Raw genomic sequence first — 22,483 nt, forward strand, 5'->3', positions numbered from 1 at the left:
TTATCACTTTTCATAACAACACACCAAATAAAACACATCCATCACACAATCATTAACTATGAATTATTTTCAAAAAAACAAAAAAAACATTATCATCGGTGTTATTGCGACGCTGCTCATCGCAGCACTGGTTGCATTGTGGCTGCAGAAAAAGGTAATACACTCCGCAGATGATATTGTAGGAGTTGTTTATCCCTCTTCCCTGAAAGTAGGAGACACCCTTTTGTTTGAAGACAAAACCCAGTTTGCGAAAACCAAAAAATGGATCTTCGGAGACGGAACTTCAAGCGATAAAAACAGCGGCTTCCACTTTTACAACAGACCGGGATATTATCAGGTAACGTTGATTATTGATAACAAATATTCCAAATCTTTTCCCGTAATGGTTTCCGCGAGATCAATTCCAAAGCCGGTAGATTCTGCAAAAACAAGAACTTTAATCGACGCACAGACTCAGGCAATGCAGTTTGAAAACGTACAGTTCCGGGCAATTTCCGATGCCAAACAGTTTACCTGGAAGTTCGGAGAAACCGGAAATATCGATTCTAAAGATAAAATGGCGATCTATTCCTACAAAAAACCGGGAGATTATGTCGTAACACTTTACACAGACGAAAGCGCGGAGCCGATTCTTCATCAGATCAAGATTCTTCCTGCTTATGATGCCTTGGAAGAAGAGGTAAGTGTAGAAGACGCTTATGCTAAAATTGATAACGATTTTAAATATCATCTTCAGCAGATTGCCAACGGAAACAGCTTTAATATGCACTATAATTATTTACTGAGAACCTATCTGTGCAACAATGAAAATACCGTAGTAAAAGTAAGTGACAGCAAAGTCAATAATTTTTATATGTACTGTGCAGGTCTTCAGTTTGATAAAAACATGGTGATCCAGACCGTGAAAGTGAACTTCGATGATGCGCAGAACTGCGTAACCAAAGTTGATATTAACCAAAGTAAATAATTTTCCGTTCAGAATTTTTTTGAACCACCACACCAATCATTAAATAAATCAGGATGAAAAATAAACTTCCTCTAGCAGCATATTATATCGGAGTTTCAGTATTGCTCGTAAGCTGTCAGGTAAAACTGCCATCGAAAAGAACTCCCGAACCCACCCATTACGGACAGGTTGATAATTCACCGGTCGTCAACGGTTTTCCTAAAAAATCAGTTCCGTGGATTGCCATATCCGACAGATCCCGAAATACCGCATACCTTGATAAAAGCGATGAAAAATCCTATAAAGAAGTTAAATTTCTGGAACCTTTAATGGTGTTAAAAAACCGCGACGGAATGGTAAAAGTTGCAGAATATATTCCGGATGCACTCATGAAAAAAGTATCTTCCAAACAGATCAAAACCTATGGCTGGATTCCGGAATCTGATCTTCTTTTATGGAGCAATTCCTTAAAAAGCGAAAAAACAGGCTTTCCGGTAAGAGTTGCCATTGTACCGAGCAACAGTGAGGTCATCAAAAACTCAGAAAGATATTACAAGAACGATTCCATCATGGTTTTCAATTCGCCGAGTCTTATTGAACAGGCAGATGTGAAAATCCCGAACGGACAGATCGTATACGTCTACAAACAGGCAGAAAATAACAAACGATTTCTGGTGGGTAAAAAACCAAACATCGATATCGACAGCATCAGTACAAGTCTGTACGGATGGGTAAGCTCCAATGTGGTTTCTACATGGGGAGAACGTTCTGCTGTAAAAATGAAAAATACCACAGGAATTACAGAAACCACGCTGGGAATTCATGAAGGTTCTCCGGGAGGAAACGAAACCGAAAACAGGACTGCTATTTTATTAACGGATGTGAACAAAAGAACACCGCTTGAAAATATTTTTCCAGTAACATTACCCCTAAACGAACCGCCTACTCCGGATTCTAAAACAAAGTATTTTACCAATATTTTAGATTACAGCAAAAATTACGTTTTCAATGTATTGGGAGAGCCGATTTATTTCGACCGTTACCGGGAAATTACAGAAAAAAATAAAAAAATAAATATCGTATTTGCTTTAGATATCAGTGCTCCGAATGCACCTTATGCTCCGATTGTTAAATCTTTGTTACAGGATTTACAGTTGAGATTCGAGAAACCGTCTTATTTTAATCAGGTAAAATACGGAGTTGTTTTGTACAAAAATAATTCCTGTGGAGACAATGTGGCGGTTTCAAATTTAAGCACAGATTACAGCAAAATCACCACCTTCATCGATCAGAAAAGCAATGAGATGAACTGTGTAAGCAACAGCGGTTATCAGCCGGTAAACGAAGGTTTGATGGCAGCCGGAAACCTTTTGTCTAACGTTCCGGATGAAACCAATATTGTCATAACGGTGGGAACATCGTCCAGTCAGGGCGGAAATATGTACGGAGTCATCAATTCTTTAACGCAGGCTCAGGCGAGACTGATCATGTTCCAGACCAGCGCGAGATCATCCGATACCTATAATGATTTTGTTTTGATGGCAGAAAATGTGGTAACCAATACCGCAAAAAATATTGCTGAACTGAAGAAACAGAAAATTATTAACCAGAATGATGTTTTAACGAAAAATAATTTCAGCCTTATCGAAGGAGATGAAGGCTTTTTCTCACTCGATTATCCGAAGCAGAGTATGGCACAGGGATTTGTAATTTTTCCTAAAAAAGGAGATATCGCGAAGCCGGGTTATCTTAAAAAATCTGTCGACAGCCTGATTGCGCAGGTTACTCTCGATAATATGACTTTGGATAAATCTTTAAACGATTATTTCCATTCATCAGTAGGAGCAGGAAGAACGGATGTAGATGTAAAATACAAATATCTTTATCCGGGACTTACCAATCCTGTTCCGGCAGGAATTGCCGCACAGCTCATCAATTACGGAAATCCGTTTCTGGTGAAAGGCTACATTCCGAAAGAACTGAAAGATTACAAACCGGGATTAGAGAAAGGAATTTTAATTTCCGAGAAAGAATTTGACAATTTAAAACTTTTCTACACCGAAGTTTATCAGAATACAGGAGCGGAAAGATCGTATTTCAGCCAGTCCAGAGCGATTAACGAGTATGTGAAACTGCTTAAAAAATACAACCCTACTCTGAAATTTTTAGACAAAAGTGATCTTTACAAACAGCCGATGTCTTACTCCGTGGGAATCAGCACAGGTTTTGATAATTCTGATGAAGAGCTGATGTCGAAATATATGCTGAAAGGCTGGAAAAAATCTAAAATTGTGACTAATGAAACGGTAAAAACCTATTTTAAACATTACAAAGATTTAGCCGACAGAATGTTGTCTCACAGAAATGATCCTGCGGTGAAAATCGAGCAGAACGGACAGACTTTCTACTGGCTGAACGAATATTTCATGCCGACCATGATGCCTGTTGAAGAACCGGAATATACTCAACATTAATTCTTTATAAACAGAAAAGCGGAAAATAATTTTCTGCTTTTTTTATTTTTTTGATGTAAATTTTTTATCTTTGGATTACCCAAATCACGTAAATATGTCACAGCAATCATCACCTCATGACGGCAAATACTTTGTTGTCCGGAAAGGCAAAGCCCAGTGTAACCAGGGTGATCAGTTCCCGCAGTACAAAGTTACCTCCCATCAGAAACATTTTTGGAACGATTCCGATGGTAATGCAGATTTTCTTGGCGTTACCGAAGACGATCTTCAGTTTAATCCATCCGGTCCCAGTTTCGGAAAATGTAAACTGAAACCTACTTCAGGAGGTTATCTGCCATGTTCTTATGCACCTGCCGGAAAATGGCAGAAAACATACGACAAAGTAACCATTATGGGTAAAAAGATCGTCACCGAATTTTCTGAACTGCAATGTGTAATCGGAGGTAAAATTACCATCAAAGATCACGGACAGCGGGGAGAAATGAGCAAGCAGAATGTGAAAAATGCAGACAACAAAACGGTTCAACACATCAATCCTTTGGTGAAAATACAGGATTTTAAAGAAACCGTTCTTGAAAATGAAATTGATGCCTATTAATTAATTCCAAAAAACATTCTATGTCTAAACAAGGAGTTTCAAAGATCTCAGGAAATCCAAATCCTGTAGTTGGCGAAAAAACAACTTACATGGTTACGGACTGGTATCCCGCCACGCCCGCAGAAGAAAGAAATCCTGCTGTGGTTACCTGGGAGCTTTTTAAAAAACGTCCCGACGGAAGCTTTACCACAACAAACATCAAAAAAGTGGGGGACGGAAGTTTTACCTTTGGAGAAGTTGCAGCCAAAAATACCTATCGTCTCGAAGCGTATCTTCATCAGCCGGAAGGAAAAGGTTCTACAACAATCGATATTACTCCGCAACTGGGAGAAATTCCAAAGATCAATAAAGTGGAACTGCGCTATGCAGACGATTCTCCGGGAACCGTTTTCAGTTATCAGGAAAAGCTTGTAGCCAGCGCGCAGTGCGTAAATCTTGCAGGTAAAAAATTATTGTTTACGCTTTGGGAAGATGATGCAGCCGGAGAAGGACATAGTTCTAAGAATAAATTTGTAGACAGCAAAGAAGCGGTTGTAAGCAGAACCGGAACGGCAACCGCAGAATTTATGCTCACGAAAGCTTTGATGCAGAAAGCTTCGCAGGGTGAAAGAGATCCTAAAGAACTGGAATTCTATGTAACGGTAGAATATTACAAAGACAGAAAACACGCAAGTGAGAACAGAGTGATAAAAAATCCTGAATACAAACCGCCAGTTCAGCAGTCTCCGGCTCCGAAATCCACGCCAAAAGCCACCGGTTCGCCCGCCGCTTCAAAACCAGATTCTAAAAAAGAAACCAGCGGAGTGTTCGATTCCTTCACAGAAACCGTAAGAAATACGTGGAATGAACTTTGGGACTGGGCGGAATCCAAAGGAACGGTAAAACCGGATAAAAAACCTACGGCTCCCAAACCGGAAGGTAAAACAACGAGTGTGGTAGATCATACGGAAAAACAGGCTTCAGATAAAAAAGGAAAGTGCTTTTGCAACAGGGATTTTACCGCTGAAGAATTTGAAAAAATTATTAAAGGACTTAGAGATAGTGAGCCAAGAGTTAAAAAAGACAGCGGCTATGCACTTTTTGGTGCCAGTAATTGTGAATTGCCGGAAGAAGATAAGACGATTGAAAAATTAAGAACTCAGTTGAATAGCCTTTTTACAAAATATCAGATTAATACATGTTTAAGAAAGCTTCATTTTCTGGCGCAGGTTTATCATGAGACAGACCGGTTAAGAACAACTTTAGAGTATGCTACTAAAAAAGATTATAAACCTTATTTTGGAAGAGGCTTAATGCAATTAACCTGGGAGAGTAATTATAAAATCTACAAAGCATACAGCGGAATTGATTGTGTAAAGGACTATGACAAGATTGCAAACAATCTGTCCAATGCCTGTGATTCTGCCGGTTGGTACTGGAAGCAGGGAAAAGTTTTAGGAGTAGGAAAAAGATGGAAAGGACCTGCCGATCCTCCTGCATACGTAAAGATTCAGAATCCGGATTATCCTAAAGAAACAATTACTTACACAGACGGAAAAACAAGCGGAAAATATGGTACCGTAAATTTAGGATTAATTGCAGATGACGATAAAGTAGATTTAATAAGTTATTTAGTAAATGGAGGATCTAACGGACTGCAGGAAAGAAGAAATTATGTATTAACTTTAAAGAATATTTTTAAGTATCCTCAGGATTGTGTAAATAAAGACCAGAAAAAAACGGCTGCATCTTCAGGAAGTACTTCTGTAACGATTAGATTAACCAGAAAATGGCAGACGGACAAATCTACAATCGGAGAATTTACAATTGATAATTCGGAAATTAAAGGTTATATTCTTGAGGAAAAAGGTCCCGATACTACCGTTTCGGGAATCGAACAAAGAGTTCCCGTCGGTATATACAATTTGGAGTGGCATGCCGGAACGAAAATAAAAAAAGGGTTAAAATTATATAACGATGTAGTATCAAAATCTAGAGCAATTTTAATACATTCCGGAAATACAGCGGATGACACCGAAGGGTGCTTATTACCGGGTTCTACCAAATCCAAAGACTTTGTGGGAGGTAGTAAAGTAAAATTAAAGGAAATATTTGACTATGTAGAAGAAATTGGCATAAAAGATGCTAAAATTATTATTTCACAAGCCTATGAATAGATTGTATTTATTGATGTCATTTGCCGTATTATTTTCGTGCAAAAGTCCGTCTCAGGAAAATGCTAATAAAGATATTAGTGAAAAAGTTACCACCCTTACAACGTCACTCGAAAATAAAGAAGAATCAGCTTTTCTGAACAGTTTTCCTAAAGATTTTACAAGTTTTAAAAATACTTTTGGATGGGATGATGAAAAAGATACTGCAGAACCACTTTATAATAATGCCAATAAATATATTGACTATTTGTTTTCGCTTATTAAACAGCCAAAATACAATAAATACGAAAGCCAGATCATTAATATATCAAAAGGAGGTATTTGGCAGGCTGATGCAGTTGCATATTTTCAGAATAGTGCCGTAAAGTATATTAAAGAAAATAAAAGATATCATCTTATCAATTCTCTTTCAGATAATGATGCAAAGTCTGTTTTGTCGTTTTTATTTGATAGCGGATCAGGATTTAAAAAAGATTCGGATTTTATTTCAAATTTAAGTAAAGAAAAACAGCAGCTTGCCAATAGTTTTTTATCTGCCAATATCTCCTCTGAAAAAAAGCGGGGATCGTTTGAAACCTATGAAAATAACAAAAATTATTTCATAAAAACTTTCGACGTAAACAAAGATGGAATTCCGGATAAATTAGTAAGCAGTACAGCTTATCAGGGCGAAGATTTATTTGTTTTTTTAGGAAATAAGGCAGGAAGCTATGATCTGAATTTGGAGACAACGAATTTTTCTGAAGACGGAGGAAATATCATCAGAGATATTACACCGATCGCCAACATTAAAGGTTTTACAGTGAAAACTTACTTTCCCGATCGTGGCTTTTATGAAAAGGAATTTAATATTATTCCCGAAAATAATACATGGATTTTGAGAAATACGATTTATAAAACCATGTCTGATGTGTCAGAAAATGCTGTAAAGTACATTTGTGATGTTTCTCAGAATATTGATATTACAAAATCCGGCTGGTCAGACAGATTAAATTCTATACCGGAAGAAAATGAAAGAAGCAAAAAATGCAGGGTAGAAAAAGTTTCGGAAAACGGGAAGCAGTACCTTATTCAGGATCCGGATGGTTATACGAATCTACGGAAAGAAAAAAATACATCTTCACAGGTTTTACAAAAAATAAATTCAGGTGAAAATGTTGAGGTTCTGGATAATTCCGGAGACTGGTATCTTGTAAAAACCAGCCAGGGCACAAAAGGATATGTGCATAAAAGCAGGCTAACATCTGCTCATTAATAATAAAATTAATTAAAATAAAGGAAGTTATGTAAGCATGACTTCCTTTTTGTTTTAAAAGATCGGATTTTTGAATTAAATTAAAATAAAAATATTTTCGGATTAAAATTTATGGTATTTTTGATCTAATAAATACGTCAAAAGTATACCTTATGATTACAAAAAAAATCATTGGAATTTGTTTACTGGCAGGACTTTTCACCATTTCCTGCTCGAAAAATGAAACAAAGAACAAAACAGCAACAGCAGACTCAATGTCCGTTTCTCAGCCTGTTGAAAAAACAGCAGTTCCTGTTGAGAAAAAAGATTCAGCACAATCTGATGAACAAACAGAAAGTCCGGAAGTAAAAGATACAAAAAAGACCGTCTCCAAAACTTCTGTTGAAGGAAAATTTATCGCAACAACCTGTGAAGGTGCAAGATTTTCAATAGAATTTAAAAATACCGACGGAAATCCAACGTTTAAAATTTTAGATAAAACAAAAGTAATTGCTGCCGGAAATGTCTCTGCAGAAACCGACGAAAAAACAGGAGCGATCACCAACATTATGATGGGCGAAATTGGCGGTGTGTATGAAGGTGACAAAATTGTGATCCAGAATTACGGAAACGCAATGAACGAATTCGAACACTTCACGCAATGCGGCGATAAATATCTGGAATTCACCAGACAGAAATAATCAAAAATTAATGATTGAAATAGAAACAGCATCCATTTTCGGGCGCTGTTTTTTTGTGGTTAAATTTAAAATGGTTTTAAAAAAGGCTGCATTGTTGGTTGAGTAGAACGCTTTTGCAAACTTAAAAAAGTGATTCGCATTAAAAAACTTGTAAACTTACGTTAAATTAACAGGATAATCAAAACGGCAAAACTATTTTGCTGACTAAAATTTTTCCTCTAACTTAGTTTTAGCCAAAAAACAAAATATATGACCGTTCATTTTATCCTTTCCGGTGAAACGCTGGAAAGTATAGCTGAAGAAATTAATCTCGAAAATCCAAAATACCTTAAAGAATTTCACAATACCCATTGTGCAAGAGAAGATTTTATAGATGATGACCTTGTTCCGCGGAAAAAACTTCTTATTCCTGATATTCATAAAATAAAGGAATACAACAGCCGCAACGATGCTCATTTTAAAAGTCCGAAATTAAATCCTCACATTCCTTTCCGTCCCGAAAATCTGGCTAAAATTTATACTGTCGAAAGCCGGGAAACCGAAGAAAATGTGCTTGAAGAAAAAGAAAATGCACTTTCTTACACCGTTTCAGTAAAATGGATTCGAAAAGAAGAAAATAATCACATTTTTCACCTCTTCAAAAATAATTTTTCGGAAAAATCGGGAAGCATGATGGCAGATCTCGCTTCAGAATCCATCCGTTCGCTGAATCCTGTTGAGGTAAAAACCGATGATAAAGGCAGAATTGTACTGATAGCTTTACCAAAAGAAACATTGGATAATCTCACTAAAATAAAAGAACGTTTAGAAGATCTTTTTCCGGATAAATACGCCAAAATATATCTTAATGAATTCGAACGGATTGTTCTCGATCCTTCACTTTTCCACAGCAGAATGAAGGAAGATATTTTCATCAAAAATTATTTTGCCGACCTAAGAAACAGCTTTACAAACGGAAAATCTTACTTGGCTCAGTCAATTGGAGAAGAGTATACAGAAATTCAGCTTTTGCAACAGGTGGAAAATGCGGATTATGACCGGGAAATTATTCTTCAGCAAAGAATAAATCCATTGGAAAATAATAAAGATTTCAAAGGAAAATATGTGCTGTTTACTGAATCGGGATTAGTAAAAGAGATCGAAATCAAATATACTATTTCTCAGTTTGGTGTAAAAAATACGAGTCTTTTTGTGTTAAAAGAATTGTCGTAAACATTTTACAGTAAAGGATTGTTAAGATTTTATTAAATCTACGATCGTAGAATTACGACATCAAATCGTAGAAATACGACAAAATTTAAAATTGCTGTTTAAAAACTTTCAGAAAAAAAATTGCCGTGCTACCTTTGTTACACAATCACCGAATCACAAAATATTATTAACGATTAAAATTTACCTATCATGGCAGCAAATTCAAGAGGAATCTTAAAATTCAATGGCGGAGAAGGGCAAAAATTACTGAAACTGAACTACAGCGTTTCAAGATCTACGGATGTTTCTGGTAGAGTAGCTTCAGATCCTTCCAATGCGCTCATCAAAGTAACCGTAGAAGCAACAGAAAAATCAGACATTCTGGAAAGCTTACTGAACGGAAAATACAAACCGACAACAGGAGAAATCACCTTCAACAAATCCCACGAAGAAGGCACATTAATCACACTTTCATGGAACAACGGATACGTTATTCAGCACGAAGTTGAGTTCGATGCGGTAGACGAAAACAGTATGCTCATCAGTTTCGTGGTAAGTGCAGAAACCATCGACTACGGAAACTCCAAATACGAAGGTCTTTGGCCATCAAGCTAAAATATTCATTTCATCGTATTCATACAAAAGACTGTCGTGCAAGGCGGTCTTTTTTTACCATTTTTAATTAAATTTTGTTAAAATAATCATTCTAAATCACATTATTAAGACATAATTTTCCGTTTTTAAGAAAAAACAGTTAACTTAGTAAACAATAAAAATTCAGAAGGTTATAGATTTATCCCATAAAAAAATAAGGAAAATCCAAACCCGAAGAACACCAATCACCACACACCAAATATTAATCTGAATAGTACAATGGGAGTATTAGTTACCAATGAGACTGTAAAGCAGCTATTTCATATAGCACAATCCATCGCGAAGGAAAATTACAATGCAACCTATGGAGCACCGCACATTTTGCAGGCACTCATGCACAAAGACATCGGGTTGAACGAATTCCTTAAAAGCATCGACAAAGATCCCGGATATTTTTACGAATGGGCAGATGTGCGTATTGAAGATTATCCCAAAACCAGTCATCTTCCCGCCGAAGCAGGAGAAGACGAAACAGTAGATCGTATTGTAGAAGAAGCGGATGATATCCGTCTGAAATTAGGTCTGGACGAAATTACCCCGATCTGCATTCTAACGGCAATTGTAAAACCTCAGGTCGCTTTTACCTTACAGCAGCTCAAATCCCTTCCTCTCAGAGAACACGAAATTTTTAATTTATACAGAAAAGATACGCCTTACGAAAGTTCGGAAAACGGAGAATATTCTTCAATATTTTCAAACGGCTCAGACTATCCAGACCAGTCTTTTCCTTCCATAAAAAGCTATTGCACAGACAGAACAGCTCAAGCGAGAAAAGGAGAGCTTGAAAACATCATCGGAAGAGACAAAGAACTCAGAATGCTGGTCGAAATTCTCTGCCGGAGAAGCAAACCCAACGTTATCATTATCGGAGAACCCGGAGTCGGGAAAACCGCTTTGGTAGAAGGTTTTGCCATTGAAATCACCAAAGGAAACGTTCCTGAGATGCTTAAAAACGGAACCTTACTGGAATTAGACACCGGCGCTTTATTAGCAGGAACCTCTTACAAAGGCGAGATTGAAGACCGTCTGAAAAAAGTCATCAACGAATGTAAAAAGATAGAAAAAGCGATTCTTTTTATTGATGAAATTCATACCCTTTTAGATCCAAAAGGAAGCATCGGAAACGTTGCAAACCTGCTTAAACCTGAACTGGCAAGAGGTGAAATTACCGTCATCGGAGCCACCACTCAGGAAGAATACAGAAAAATTATTGAGCCGGAACAGGCTTTCAACCGACGATTCGAAGTGTTAACGGTAAATGAGCCGGACGAAAAAACCTGTGTTAAAATGATCGACGTTTTACTCGAAGGTTACAAAAAACACCACGGAATTGAAGTAGAGAAAACTGCCCTTCCGGAATGTGTCCGTCTTGCAAAAAGATATGCTAAAGGGAAAAAACTTCCCGATGCAGCAATCGATCTCTTAGACAGAACCATGGCGGCGATTAAAATGCTCGACGAACTTTCAGAGAAAGAACTGGAAAGCTGGAAATTAACCTACGAAAAGCTTCAGAGCGAAGATTATTTCGATGAAAAAGACAAAGCAGACGAACTGATCTGGAATTACAATCTGCTGAAAGACAAAATAAGTCCGATTTTGTGGGGTTCTTTAAGTGAGCAGCCACAAATCGACAATTCCATGCCGGTGGAACAGATTCAGAAAATTATTGAAGACAGCTACGCCGAACTTTTGCAGCACGCCTCAAAGAAAAGAGAAAAAGTAGACCGTCTTGAACTCGCGGCGGTAATGGCGGCAAAAACAAACATTCCGATCGGGAAAATTCAGGCGCAGGAAAAAGAGAAACTGCTGAATATGGAATCTCTTTTAATGAACCGTGTTGTAGGGCAGGATCATGCTTTAAAAATCCTTTCCGATGCAATTGTTGAAAACCGAAGCGGACTCAATAAACCGGGACAGCCGATTGGATCATTCTTCCTTTTGGGACCAACAGGAACAGGAAAGACCGAATTGGCAAAATCAATGGCAGAACTCCTTTTCAACGACGAAAAGGCAATGGTTCGTTTTGATATGTCTGAATTTAAAGAAGAACATTCAGCCGCACTTTTATACGGTGCGCCTCCCGGATACGTAGGTTACGAAGAAGGAGGAATGCTCGTAAACAAAATAAGACAGCAGCCTTACACTGTGGTGTTATTTGATGAAATTGAAAAAGCCCATCATTCGGTTTTTGATGTCTTTTTACAAATCATGGACGAAGGAAAAGTTCATGATAAGCTTGGAAAAGAAGGCGATTTCAGCAATGCGCTGATTTTATTTACTTCAAATATCGGAAGCGAAGAAATCGTAAAGCAGTTTGAAGAAGGAAAAATCCCGGAATCGAATACTTTGATGCAGATTATGTCGAATTCAGGACGTTTCAGACCTGAGTTTTTAGCGAGAATTACAGAAATTATTCCTTTTGCGCCAATTACAGAATCCATCGCCGAGAGAATTTTTAATATTCAGTTAAAATCATTGCACAATTCTTTAGCCAGACTGGGAATGAGCCTGAAAATCTCCGATGAAGCCGTGAAAAATCTTGCATTGGGCGGATTTAGCAGCAAATACGGAGCAAGACAGATCTCAGGAGTAATACGTTCTCAATTGGCAAGACCGATCTCGAAAATGATCGTAAGAGAAGAAGTAAAAGCCGGACAGACCATTCATGTCGACTGGAATTCAGAAGAAGAAAAACTGAGCTGGAACGTAGAATAAGAAAGAATGGAAATCGTGAATCAGTTTAAAAAACTTTTCACAAAAGCATAAAACAATGAACCCAAATCTCAAAAATATTTTTCTAACCGCAATAGTATTGTTGTGTTCGAATTTGGCGAATGCACAGTTTCTTGCTGCTTCCGATACTTCGGAAAGCAGTGTGAAGAGATATAAAAGTATTATTAATGCCAACAGAGAAATTGTAGATTTTATCGAATATTCTCTGGTTCAGAAAGGTTTGCCTAAACATTTGAGAAATTTAGCCTTAATAGAATCCCATTTCAACAGAAATATAGCTTCGGGAGCCGGAGCAGTGGGAGTTTGGCAGTTTATGACCGCTCACGCGAATCAATACGGATTAACCGAACAGAACAGAACGGATCTTTACAAAAGCACAAAAACAGCAACAGTTTCCTTAGCCAATCTATACAAAAAATACAACAACTGGATTACTGTAGTGGCTGCTTACAACTGTGGAGAAGGAAATATTGCCAAAGCTATGACGGCTGCAAACTCTACTCAATACCATCTTTTTTATAAGTTTTTGCCGGAAGAAACCATCAATCATGTTAAAAAATATCTGAATGCATGCTATGCAACCGGAGAATTGCAGAATGTTTTGGCAAACTATAATTCCTCAAGGATGAACACCGTTTTCCTCGTAAAAGGAGGAAGCGGAAAAAACAATGTGCAATTGGCAGAAACCGAGATCAATGCAGGATTCAATCTCAACATCATTGCTGATGAACTGGATGTAGATGTAGATAAATTACTTTCATGGAATCCCAATATCAACGATGAACTTCAGAAAAAAGGTGAAGGCACTTTATATCTTCCTACTGATCTGATGCCCGATTTTTTATTGAGAAAAACTAAAATTCTTTCAAGATCCGTAAAAGAAGGAAATACAAAAAACACCGCACAGTAGAACACTAAGCGATCATGTTTAACCTACCAAATCACAGGAAATATGAAAACAGAATCACAAAATATACTACAGAATCCTTCCTTCCGCCCATCGCAGAATGCAGACGGAATTTCCCAGAATCATCATACAGGAATCAACCGTCTGGTAAAACTTTCTCTCGTGATCGAAGGAAAAGTGATTAAATATTACAAGCATTTTCAACTTACCCAAAGTACAAAACGCCACCACCAATTCAGCGTGACATTGGCTCATGACGCTTTAGGTGACCGACAGACTCATACCCTCGAAGAAGCCAATAAATTTCTCGGAAAACGTTTAACAGCCGTTATTTCCTACAAAGATATTGAAAGCAGCCCCGAAAGAACCTTTGTCGGAGTCATTACAGGAGTAGGTTTCAGTCAGGAAAAAATGAGCCTTGGAAATATTGTGTTAACAGGGTACAGCCCGACCATTTTACTCGACGGAGCGCCGCATATTCAGAGTTTTGGAGGAAGTTCACCAGTTAATATGGGAATCATTGCCAACGAAGTCATCAAACAGGGGATCGATTCCAGCCGTTTTGATGTGAGAGTGGATACCAACGATTATTCGCAGATTATTTACAGCAGTCAGTACGATGAAACGCATTATAATTATCTGGCAAGAATGGCTGAAGCGTATGGCGAACAGTTTTATTATGACGGCGAAGTATTGCATTTCGGAAAACTTCCGCCTCAGAACAAACCGATCAAATTAACCTACGGAAGCAGCGCCAATGATATTAAGGTTGAATTAAAAGCAGTACACACAAAACCCCAGTTTTACGGTTACAACAGCAGTAAACATGAAAAACTGACTTCGGGTGAAACGCCGGTTCAGCATGTGGGAGATTTGGCAAAAACAGCTTATTCTCACAACGAAAAAATATTTAAAACCCCTGCATTACAGGTTGCGCCCATTAAAGCTTCCACTCATCTTGACGTAGAATATTCTCAGAAAAGTGCGGCAGGAAGTGAAGCGGTGAGCGTATTTTCATTTTCAGGAAATACAACCGTTCCTTTTTTGCATCCGGGTTGTGTCGTGGATGTCCAGATGAGAAAATTAGACAGCAACGAATCCGATTATTTTACGAGAATCATGGTGACGGAAGTTACTCATGAAATTGATACCATCGGTCATTACAAAGGAAGCTTCGAAGGAATAGCTTCAGACACCGGATTTTTACCTAAACCCGAATTTAAAATTCCAAAAGCCGAACCGCAGATTGCTACCGTAATTTCCAATACAGATCCGGAAGGACAGGGAAGAGTTCAGGTAAGATTCGACTGGCAAACCAATGATACAACGCATTTTATCAGAATGATGAGTCCCGATGCGGGAGGAACCGATCAGGTGAACCAAAACAGAGGATATGTCGCAATTCCCGAAGTCGGAGATCAGGTGATGGTGAATTTCGTTCACAGTCATCCCGACCGACCTTTTGTGATGGGCGGAATGTTCCATGGCGGAATCGGTCTCGGCGGCGGAGTGGATAACAGAGTAAAATCTATCCAGACGAGAAGCGGTCACAGAATTATTTTTACAGAGGATGAAAGCATCGTCATTACCGATAAATCGGGAAATAAAATTCATTTAGACACCACCGGAAGCAACATCACCATTACAGCTCCTGAAACCATGACGTTCAACTGCCGGAACATGAACATCAACGTCGGCGAAAATATGAGCACCAATGTCGGAATGAATAAATCCGACACCATCATGGCAAATCATACAGAAAGTGTAGGTTCCATGAAATATCTTTCTACAGGAGCCGATTTCATGACGAATGTTGTCGGAAAAATGAGTCATTATGTAAAAGGCGATATGGAAGTCTATGGCGAAAAAGAACATAAATTAACCAGCCTTAAAGGTGTTGAGGTTAACAGTCAGGGAAAAGTGGAACATCACGCAGAAAAAGAAGTTCAGAACAATAGTGGCGAGAAATCTAAAAATCACTAAAAAATGAGCATTGAATATTTTGTAGAAGGTAAAGCGGTCACCCGTTTTGATGGAGATTCCAGAACTTTTGCCAAAGAAGGCATCAGTCATAACAGTGCGGCAACCGTGGAACAGAAGGGAAACGGAACGGGAGTAAGCTATAACAAAGCAGAAACCATTAATCCCGATGATAAACCCGTTAATACCATTGATATAAGCCTGAATCTTTTTTTTGACGGAACCCAGAATAACAAAACCAATACCCGGCTTGGCGGAGATTTTAAAGAAGCAAGCAGCGATAAAGACGACAGTTACAACAACGAGTTCACGAATGTCGCCCGTGGTTATGATACGATTGATCCGAATGCACAGAATCAGGTTTCATGGTATATTGAGGGAATCGGAACAGAGGACAGAAAAAGCGACAGCATTTTAAAAGGCGTTGCACAGGGAACCGGAGATACAGGAGTGGTGGCAAAAGTGGCAAAAGGCTGTAAAAAAGGCGCTGAAGCCATCGTAAATAAACTTAAAAATAACACGAAACCGATCGGGGTTCTTACCGTAAATGTCTTTGGTTTCAGTAGAGGAGCTGCGGCGGCGAGACATTTTATACACGTTGCAAACTCTCCGGGAATAATTTCTTATGCTTTAGGAAATGAAACATTACAGGTTTTTCCTCCCGAATTTATTAATAATGAAACGGTTACAATAAAGGATAAAGATGGCTCCAAGTCGCAGTTCATTATGCGGCACGGGTATTTCGGAGCCTGTCTTCTTGCGCAGGATCTTGAGGTTAAAGAGATAAGATTCCGTTTTGCAGGATTGTATGATACGGTTGCTTCTTACGGACTCAACCACAGAGGAGGTTTCGGGATTGATGATGATACTAAACAGCTTGGTTTAGACACTATTGGAGGCGGAAAAGTAAATTTTGTTCTTCAGCTTGCTTCGGATGATGAATACAGAGATAATTTTGATTTAACGAATATCGACAGCACAGGTTTATACGGACTGGAGTTTACCCTTCCCGGAGTTCATTCCGATATTGGCGGATCTTACGGAGAAGGAGATGAAATTTCTGTTTTATATTGCGATTCTTACGATCCCTACAATAATGTATTTACCCACAAAGAATGCGAAGCATTTAAAAAAATTGTAGTAGAGGAAGGGTGGTATCATGATGAGCAGTTGGAAATTAAATCTTTCAGGCAAAAAGATGTGAACTACGACCGGTGGTGGAATAAAATATCGATGTATTATGGCTTGGTGGGAACCAGAAACTTGTCCAATAAATATGATAAAATCCCCCTAAACCAGATGTTTCATTATTCCAGACAGCATGAAGTGAAATATCTTGAAGATCTCATCAACGAAAATCATAAAATCAACGATCCCTTTTTAACCGGAATTTACAGTCAGCTTTCATCATACACCAATGCGTGTAACCAACTCAGAAATAAGTATGTGGAAGATATTAAAGCCGGAAAGAAGCCTTCAGTTGCCAAATACAAGCAGGATATCAAAGCAATTTCGTATCTGGGACATATCAAAGAAGAAGACCTTAAAGTGTTAAGAAATAAATATCTTCACTGGTCTGTAAAGGCCAACCAGATTGGTCTGGATGCGCGACCTAACGATAATGCCCCGAAAAGAAGAGGTGCATTGGCTGCACAATACCGCAAAAGAAACATACAGAATGGATAAAACGATAAAAATAGTATTTTTTTTAATCCTCCTTTTTCAGAATATAAGTTGCCAGAAAATGAAAGAAGAACAGTTGCCGGAATTTAACGTAGAAATAAGCAGTCCGAATAACAATATGATTGTAACGCCTGTAGAAGATAAAATCACCACTCTGGAAGGTGTTCCCGCGAGTCTGCCTTACGGAAGTTCGTCGGGAACGTGGGGGAATTCAGGGAAAGGCTGGACAGAGCAGAACGGAACTCCCGTCGGAATAGATGTAACTTATTTTTCCAGATATGAAGATACTTTTTATCATCTGAAGGCAGACTTTCCGGTGGAAAAAATCAAAGACTACATGCAGCGTGCGTATGCGCAGCGCGAAGCTTCTCTTTACGATAAACCTTTGGAAGAATATAAAAATCTGGGAAGGAATGAAAAATACAGCAGCGCAGAAAATCCATACAACAGTTTTACAACGCTTGTTTTTGGTTTTGCCCCGAAAGGGATGGTTGTAGTATGGCTGAGATTCCGAGCCGTTCAGATTGAGCTGGGAAAATTTCAGGCTGAAATCGTAAAAGATGATCAACAGCTTGAGCAGAAGTTTTTTTCGAAACTTTCCGTAACGCGTGAGGAAATGAAAAAGAACAGATTTTTGGATGCGGAACCTAAAGAATGGGAAGACTACAGAAAAAAATACAGTTGGAAACCGCAGATTACTTCAGAAAATCCGGCTTTTAAATTATTCGAATCCAATATCAGTTATTACAACGCCGAAGAAGAAGTTATTCTCCGTTCGTGGATCGATAAAATTCCTTCAAGAGAAAGAGCGGTTCCAAAAGAACTGAATTTTATCTGGGAAACAGCAAAAGGCGAACAGTTTATCGGAAGAGCGTATTTCAATTGGGAAAGGCTTAACACTGAGTTCGAAAAAGCAGGAAAAGACTTTCAGTTAGATTTTAAAGTAGCAAAAGACAACAGCAGTTTTGATATTTTCATTAACAATCAGCCCATTAAAGCAGACAGCATAAGAATATTCAGGGCAGAAAGAGAATTTCACGACTCCTATCAATAAAAATAATTCAATTCTCAGTTTAGTTTATAGAATTCCGGTGAAAATTTTTTTTCATCGGAATTCTTGTTTTAATTTCAATTTCTAACCGTTAAGAAATAGTAAAAATATCTTAATTAAATCTTAATATTTCTCTTTTTAGTGTTTAAATTTAGCTAAATTTTCATGTTTTAAAACGATTTAAATATTTGATTATTAATGTTTTAATTTTAAAAATATTTCTTTAATCGTAGAATTACTACACGAAGTCGTAGAACTACTACAAAAACTGAGATTACTGCTTAATTCCTTTCGGATTGAAAAAAGGTGTTATATCTTTGGAATACCAAATCAACCAAATCACAAAATATTAACGATTAAAATTTACGAATCATGGCAGCAAATTCAAGAGGAATCTTAAAATTCAACGGCGGCGAAGGACAAAAATTATTAAAGCTGAACTACAGCGTTTCGAGATCTACGGACGTTTCCGGCAGAGTAGCATCAGATCCTTCCAATGCACTGATTAAGGTTACAGTAGAAGCTACAGAAAAATCCGACATCCTGGAAAGCTTGCTTAACGGGAAATACAAACCTACAACCGGCGAAATTACATTCAACAAATCCCACGAAGAAGGAACCTTAATAACTCTGGGTTGGGAAAACGGATATGTAATCCAGCATGAAGTGGATTTCGATGCAGTGGATGAAAACAGTATGCTCATCAGCTTTGTGATCAGCGCAGAAACCATCGACTATGGAAATTCTAAGTATGAAGGTTTATGGCCCGGAGCTAAGTAATTCAAAACACAACAATCATCTTAGTAAAAATAAAATTGGTTACAGAATAGCATGGCTCAAAAGAGTAGCTATTCTGTTTTTTCTTTTTTACACTGAATTATTTCATCTTTTTCAATGAATTCTTTAAAAATAGAAGTTACATTGAAATTTGATAACAAAAATTTATTTGATGTAAAGTCGGATAAATTTTAGCATTTAAAACAAAACACATCAAATCACAAAATATCAGGCTATGTTTAAGGATGAAAATATACCCAAAACGCCTTCTTCAAAAGGAGAATCTTCAATGCTGATGAATGAGAATTTACAGCCGAATAAACCTGTTATAGTGGATGAAAAGTTCTGGTCTCAGCAGCCGACTTCGAAAATACATAATGCAAAGGCAATTCCCGAAAGTCAGATTCAGGGAATTAACCGTGTGGTAAAGCTGGATATTATTGTTGAAGGAAAAGCAGTAAAACATTTTAAACACTTTCAGTTAAAACAAAGTGCGACAAGACATCATGAATTCAGTCTTTTATTAGCACACGATACTTTAGGACGTGCAGAAAACCATAATCTGGAAGCGGCTCAGAATTTTTTAGGCAAAAGAATTACCGTAGTTTTTAAATATAAAGACCTCGAAGACGGTCCGGAAAGAAGTTTTGTAGGAGTTATCACGGAAGTTGGTTTCAGTCAGGAAAAAGGAAGCCTCGGAAATATAGTTCTTACAGGATGCAGTCCGACGGTTTTGCTGGATGCGGCTCCTCATATTCAGAGTTTTGGCGGCGCACAGGAAATCAGCCTGAACAGCATTGCCAATGAGGTGATTAAAGAAGGTTTCGGGCAGGGGAAATTCGATTTTCGCGTAGATGCACAACACGGAAATGTTTCTTACAGCTCTCAGTATGAAGAAACCCACTACAATTATCTGGCAAGAATTGCGGAAGCTTATGGCGAACAGTTTTTTTATGACGGTGAAGTGCTGCATTTCGGAAAACTTCCTCCACAGGAAAAACCTGTAAAACTCACGTACGGAAGCAGTGTAAATGATGTGAAGATCAAAATGAAAGCCCAGCACGTAAATCCTACATTCTACGGCTACAACAGCAGTAAAAACGAAAAATTAACAACAGGAAGTTCAAAAATAAATCATACCTCAGATATTGCTAAAAGAGCGTATGAAATTTCAGAAAGAACGTTTACGACGCCATCTTTAAGAGTTGCTCCCATTAAAGCAGCCTCTTTTATGGATATTGATGCTTCACAGAAAGGAACCGCCGGAAGTAAAGCTTCCGATGTCTTCATTACTTCGGGTGAAACTACCATTCCTTTTCTTTATCCGGGCTGTATTGCCGATATCGAGATGAGAAAAACCGATACGAACGCGACCGCTTATTTCACCAAATTAATGATTATTGAAGTTAATCATGAAGTAGATGCAAGAGGATATTACACCGGAACTTTTGAAGCGATTGCTTCAGACACAGGATTTATTCCGCGTCCTGAATTTCAGTTGCCGAAGGCGGAACCTCAGTTTGCCAAAGTGATTTCCAACTCAGATCCGATGAATCAGGGAAGAGTAAGGGTACAATTCGACTGGCAAAACGGCGCAACTACTACAGAATACATCCGTGTAATGACTCCCGATGCGGGAAGCAGCGATAAAGTGAATAAAAACCGTGGTTTTATGGCAATTCCGGAAGTCGGGGATCAGGTGATCGTTAATTTTGTTCATCAGCATCCCGATCGACCTTTCGTGATGGGTGGAATGTTTCATGGTGCAATTGGAGCAGGTGGTGGTGCAGGAAATAATATTAAAAGTTTAAGCAGCCGAAGCGGTAACAAACTGGAACTGGATGATGGAGCAGGTTCTGTTTTTCTTACCGATCAGGGTGGCGCGAATATGAAATTTGACGGAGCAGGGAATGCGGTTACCAATGCGAATCTCAACAAAACCGTCAATGTAGGAACTGCCAATACAGTAAATGCGGGAAGTACCAATATTATCAATGTCGGAAGTAAAGAAGGTGGTGGTGCAAATTCCAAAATATCGATGGATAAAGCCGGAAATATCAGTTTGGAATGCGATACCAATGTAACCATTAAAACCGGAGCAAGTTCAATTACATTAAATTCGGACGGAACCATCATCGTAAAGGGAAAAATTATCGGGATCGGAGGTGAAGGAATCGGAATTGCGGCGTCTCAGGGAATTGATGTCTCTTCACCGGCAAACCATATTGGAGGAGGCCCTACGAAAATCGATGGTGGAGATGCATTTATAAATTAATTTTTTATGGATAGCTTATTTAAAATAAAAGATAAATTTTCTGAACAATATACATTAACAATCGAATCAGATATCAAGGCAGTGAATGTTCATATGACTTCAAAATCCCAATTGAGATGGGATTTCAGTGTTTTGAAAATCGAAGAGGATTTTGTTGAGGTTAAAATTATTCAGCTCGATCATATTTTATTGGAATCGAATAATCCTTTGATTAAAGAAATTGCGGCACTAACGAACGCTTTTTCAAGATTATATAACGAATTATATTTAAAAATAAATTCGGAAGGAAAAGTAACAGAAGTGCTGAATATGGAGATCATTAGATCCAAATGGCATCATACAAAAGCCGAAATGGAAGCTATTGCAGAGAATAATCCGGATATAAAAAATGCAATTGTACTGAATGATAATATTTTTCAAAACCCATTAAAATTAATAGAAGGAATTCAGAATAATGAATTTTTTCTGATGTTTTTCAATAAAATTTATGGGAGAAAAATCCCCGGAAGTTACAAGGAAAATGCGTTGAATTTATTCAATTCTGCTAATGTGCATTGGAGCTACAATCTTAAAAATGTAAGCAATCCTTTATTGTCATCTGATGAAATGATTGCTGAACTTTCAGGAGAACCCTCTGTTTTGTTGAATATTGGTTTCTACAACAGAGCTTATGTACAATTTGCCAATCAGATCGATACCAAAAAACTCAATACTTCACTCAACGAAAGAGGAATTTTCAGAGTAGATCAGACTACGGGAAGAATCATCGAAGCTTCTTTAAACAGAGAAGAAATTGCCGATCCCGAAAATCTTTACAACAAATTGAAATATACTTTCTACAGCGATGAAATATTAAAATTTAAAATGTCTAATGAAAACGTTACCGCAGAATCTTAGCATAAAATCTTTTGTTAAAAGGTTTTCATTAAAAAATTACTACATCGAATTTAATTTAAAATTGGATCGTAAAAATTCTGCCCGAGGTTTATTCATTTTAATTGAAAAAAAATACCGCGAAAATCAGGAAGATTATATCAAAAGAATCGGTTATGGTTTAGAACATCAACTGATTAATAAAAGAAATAAAATAACTACCCATACAAGAAAGCAAATACTTAAAAAAACA

16 protein-coding genes are annotated in these 22,483 nt (G+C 37.8%); all 16 read left to right on the plus strand.

The window, feature by feature from the left end; translation table 11 throughout:
- The first annotated feature begins 58 nt into the window (after positions 1–58).
- The 16 genes from B0E34_RS19305 (at position 59) to B0E34_RS19380 (ending at position 22,254) form a co-directional block, all read left to right on the plus strand.
- Entirely contained in the window at positions 59–967 is a 909-nt protein-coding gene (locus B0E34_RS19305; RefSeq protein WP_076392027.1) for a PKD domain-containing protein, read from the plus strand.
- 53 nt (positions 968–1,020) lie between these two features.
- The gene (tssR, locus tag B0E34_RS19310) at positions 1,021–3,420 is read left to right on the plus strand and encodes a type VI secretion system protein TssR domain-containing protein (RefSeq protein WP_087712129.1); all 2,400 of its coding nucleotides are present in this window, start codon (positions 1,021–1,023) and stop codon (positions 3,418–3,420) included.
- Positions 3,421–3,514: 94 nt separating this feature from the next.
- Entirely contained in the window at positions 3,515–4,018 is a 504-nt protein-coding gene (locus B0E34_RS19315) for a DUF4280 domain-containing protein (RefSeq protein WP_087712131.1), read from the plus strand.
- A 20-nt stretch (positions 4,019–4,038) separates the two neighbouring features.
- Positions 4,039–6,174 carry a DUF5675 family protein gene (locus tag B0E34_RS19320; RefSeq protein ID WP_087712133.1) on the plus strand — a complete coding sequence of 712 codons (2,136 nt, stop codon included), beginning with the start codon at positions 4,039–4,041 and terminating at the stop codon, positions 6,172–6,174.
- Entirely contained in the window at positions 6,167–7,426 is a 1,260-nt protein-coding gene (locus B0E34_RS19325; RefSeq protein ID WP_165763029.1) for an SH3 domain-containing protein, read from the plus strand. Before B0E34_RS19320 ends, B0E34_RS19325 begins: the two co-directional genes overlap by 8 nt.
- Before the next feature lie 152 nt (positions 7,427–7,578).
- The gene (locus tag B0E34_RS19330; RefSeq protein WP_087712136.1) at positions 7,579–8,106 is read left to right on the plus strand and encodes a hypothetical protein; all 528 of its coding nucleotides are present in this window, start codon (positions 7,579–7,581) and stop codon (positions 8,104–8,106) included.
- A 249-nt stretch (positions 8,107–8,355) separates the two neighbouring features.
- Positions 8,356–9,318 (plus strand): hypothetical protein, encoded by a 963-nt coding sequence (locus tag B0E34_RS19335; RefSeq protein ID WP_087712138.1) that lies wholly within the window; start codon positions 8,356–8,358, stop codon positions 9,316–9,318.
- A gap of 189 nt (positions 9,319–9,507) precedes the next feature.
- Complete coding sequence (tssD, locus tag B0E34_RS19340) at positions 9,508–9,912, plus strand: type VI secretion system tube protein TssD (protein WP_076392041.1); 405 nt, start codon at positions 9,508–9,510, stop codon at positions 9,910–9,912.
- A 258-nt stretch (positions 9,913–10,170) separates the two neighbouring features.
- Positions 10,171–12,666 (plus strand): ATP-dependent Clp protease ATP-binding subunit, encoded by a 2,496-nt coding sequence (locus B0E34_RS19345; protein ID WP_087712142.1) that lies wholly within the window; start codon positions 10,171–10,173, stop codon positions 12,664–12,666.
- A gap of 55 nt (positions 12,667–12,721) precedes the next feature.
- On the plus strand, positions 12,722–13,594 hold the full coding sequence (locus B0E34_RS19350; protein ID WP_087712143.1) for a lytic transglycosylase domain-containing protein: 873 nt from the start codon (positions 12,722–12,724) through the stop codon (positions 13,592–13,594).
- Between the two features lie 42 nt (positions 13,595–13,636).
- Positions 13,637–15,574 (plus strand): type VI secretion system Vgr family protein, encoded by a 1,938-nt coding sequence (locus B0E34_RS19355; RefSeq protein WP_087712145.1) that lies wholly within the window; start codon positions 13,637–13,639, stop codon positions 15,572–15,574.
- 3 nt (positions 15,575–15,577) lie between these two features.
- On the plus strand, positions 15,578–17,257 hold the full coding sequence (locus B0E34_RS19360) for a T6SS phospholipase effector Tle1-like catalytic domain-containing protein (RefSeq protein ID WP_087712147.1): 1,680 nt from the start codon (positions 15,578–15,580) through the stop codon (positions 17,255–17,257).
- A gap of 58 nt (positions 17,258–17,315) precedes the next feature.
- On the plus strand, positions 17,316–18,308 hold the full coding sequence (locus B0E34_RS19365; protein WP_228423114.1) for a DUF2931 family protein: 993 nt from the start codon (positions 17,316–17,318) through the stop codon (positions 18,306–18,308).
- 369 nt (positions 18,309–18,677) lie between these two features.
- The gene (gene tssD / locus B0E34_RS19370) at positions 18,678–19,085 is read left to right on the plus strand and encodes a type VI secretion system tube protein TssD (RefSeq protein ID WP_084196398.1); all 408 of its coding nucleotides are present in this window, start codon (positions 18,678–18,680) and stop codon (positions 19,083–19,085) included.
- A 232-nt stretch (positions 19,086–19,317) separates the two neighbouring features.
- Positions 19,318–21,357, plus strand: a complete 2,040-nt coding sequence (locus B0E34_RS19375) for a type VI secretion system Vgr family protein (RefSeq protein WP_087712151.1) — start codon at positions 19,318–19,320, stop codon at positions 21,355–21,357.
- Between the two features lie 6 nt (positions 21,358–21,363).
- A complete protein-coding gene (locus B0E34_RS19380) occupies positions 21,364–22,254 on the plus strand; it encodes a hypothetical protein (protein WP_087712153.1) in 891 nt (296 codons plus the stop codon).
- The last annotated feature ends 229 nt before the right edge of the window (positions 22,255–22,483 follow it).

Source organism: Chryseobacterium mucoviscidosis (assembly GCF_002177115.1).
In the GTDB taxonomy this organism is placed as follows: domain Bacteria; phylum Bacteroidota; class Bacteroidia; order Flavobacteriales; family Weeksellaceae; genus Chryseobacterium; species Chryseobacterium mucoviscidosis.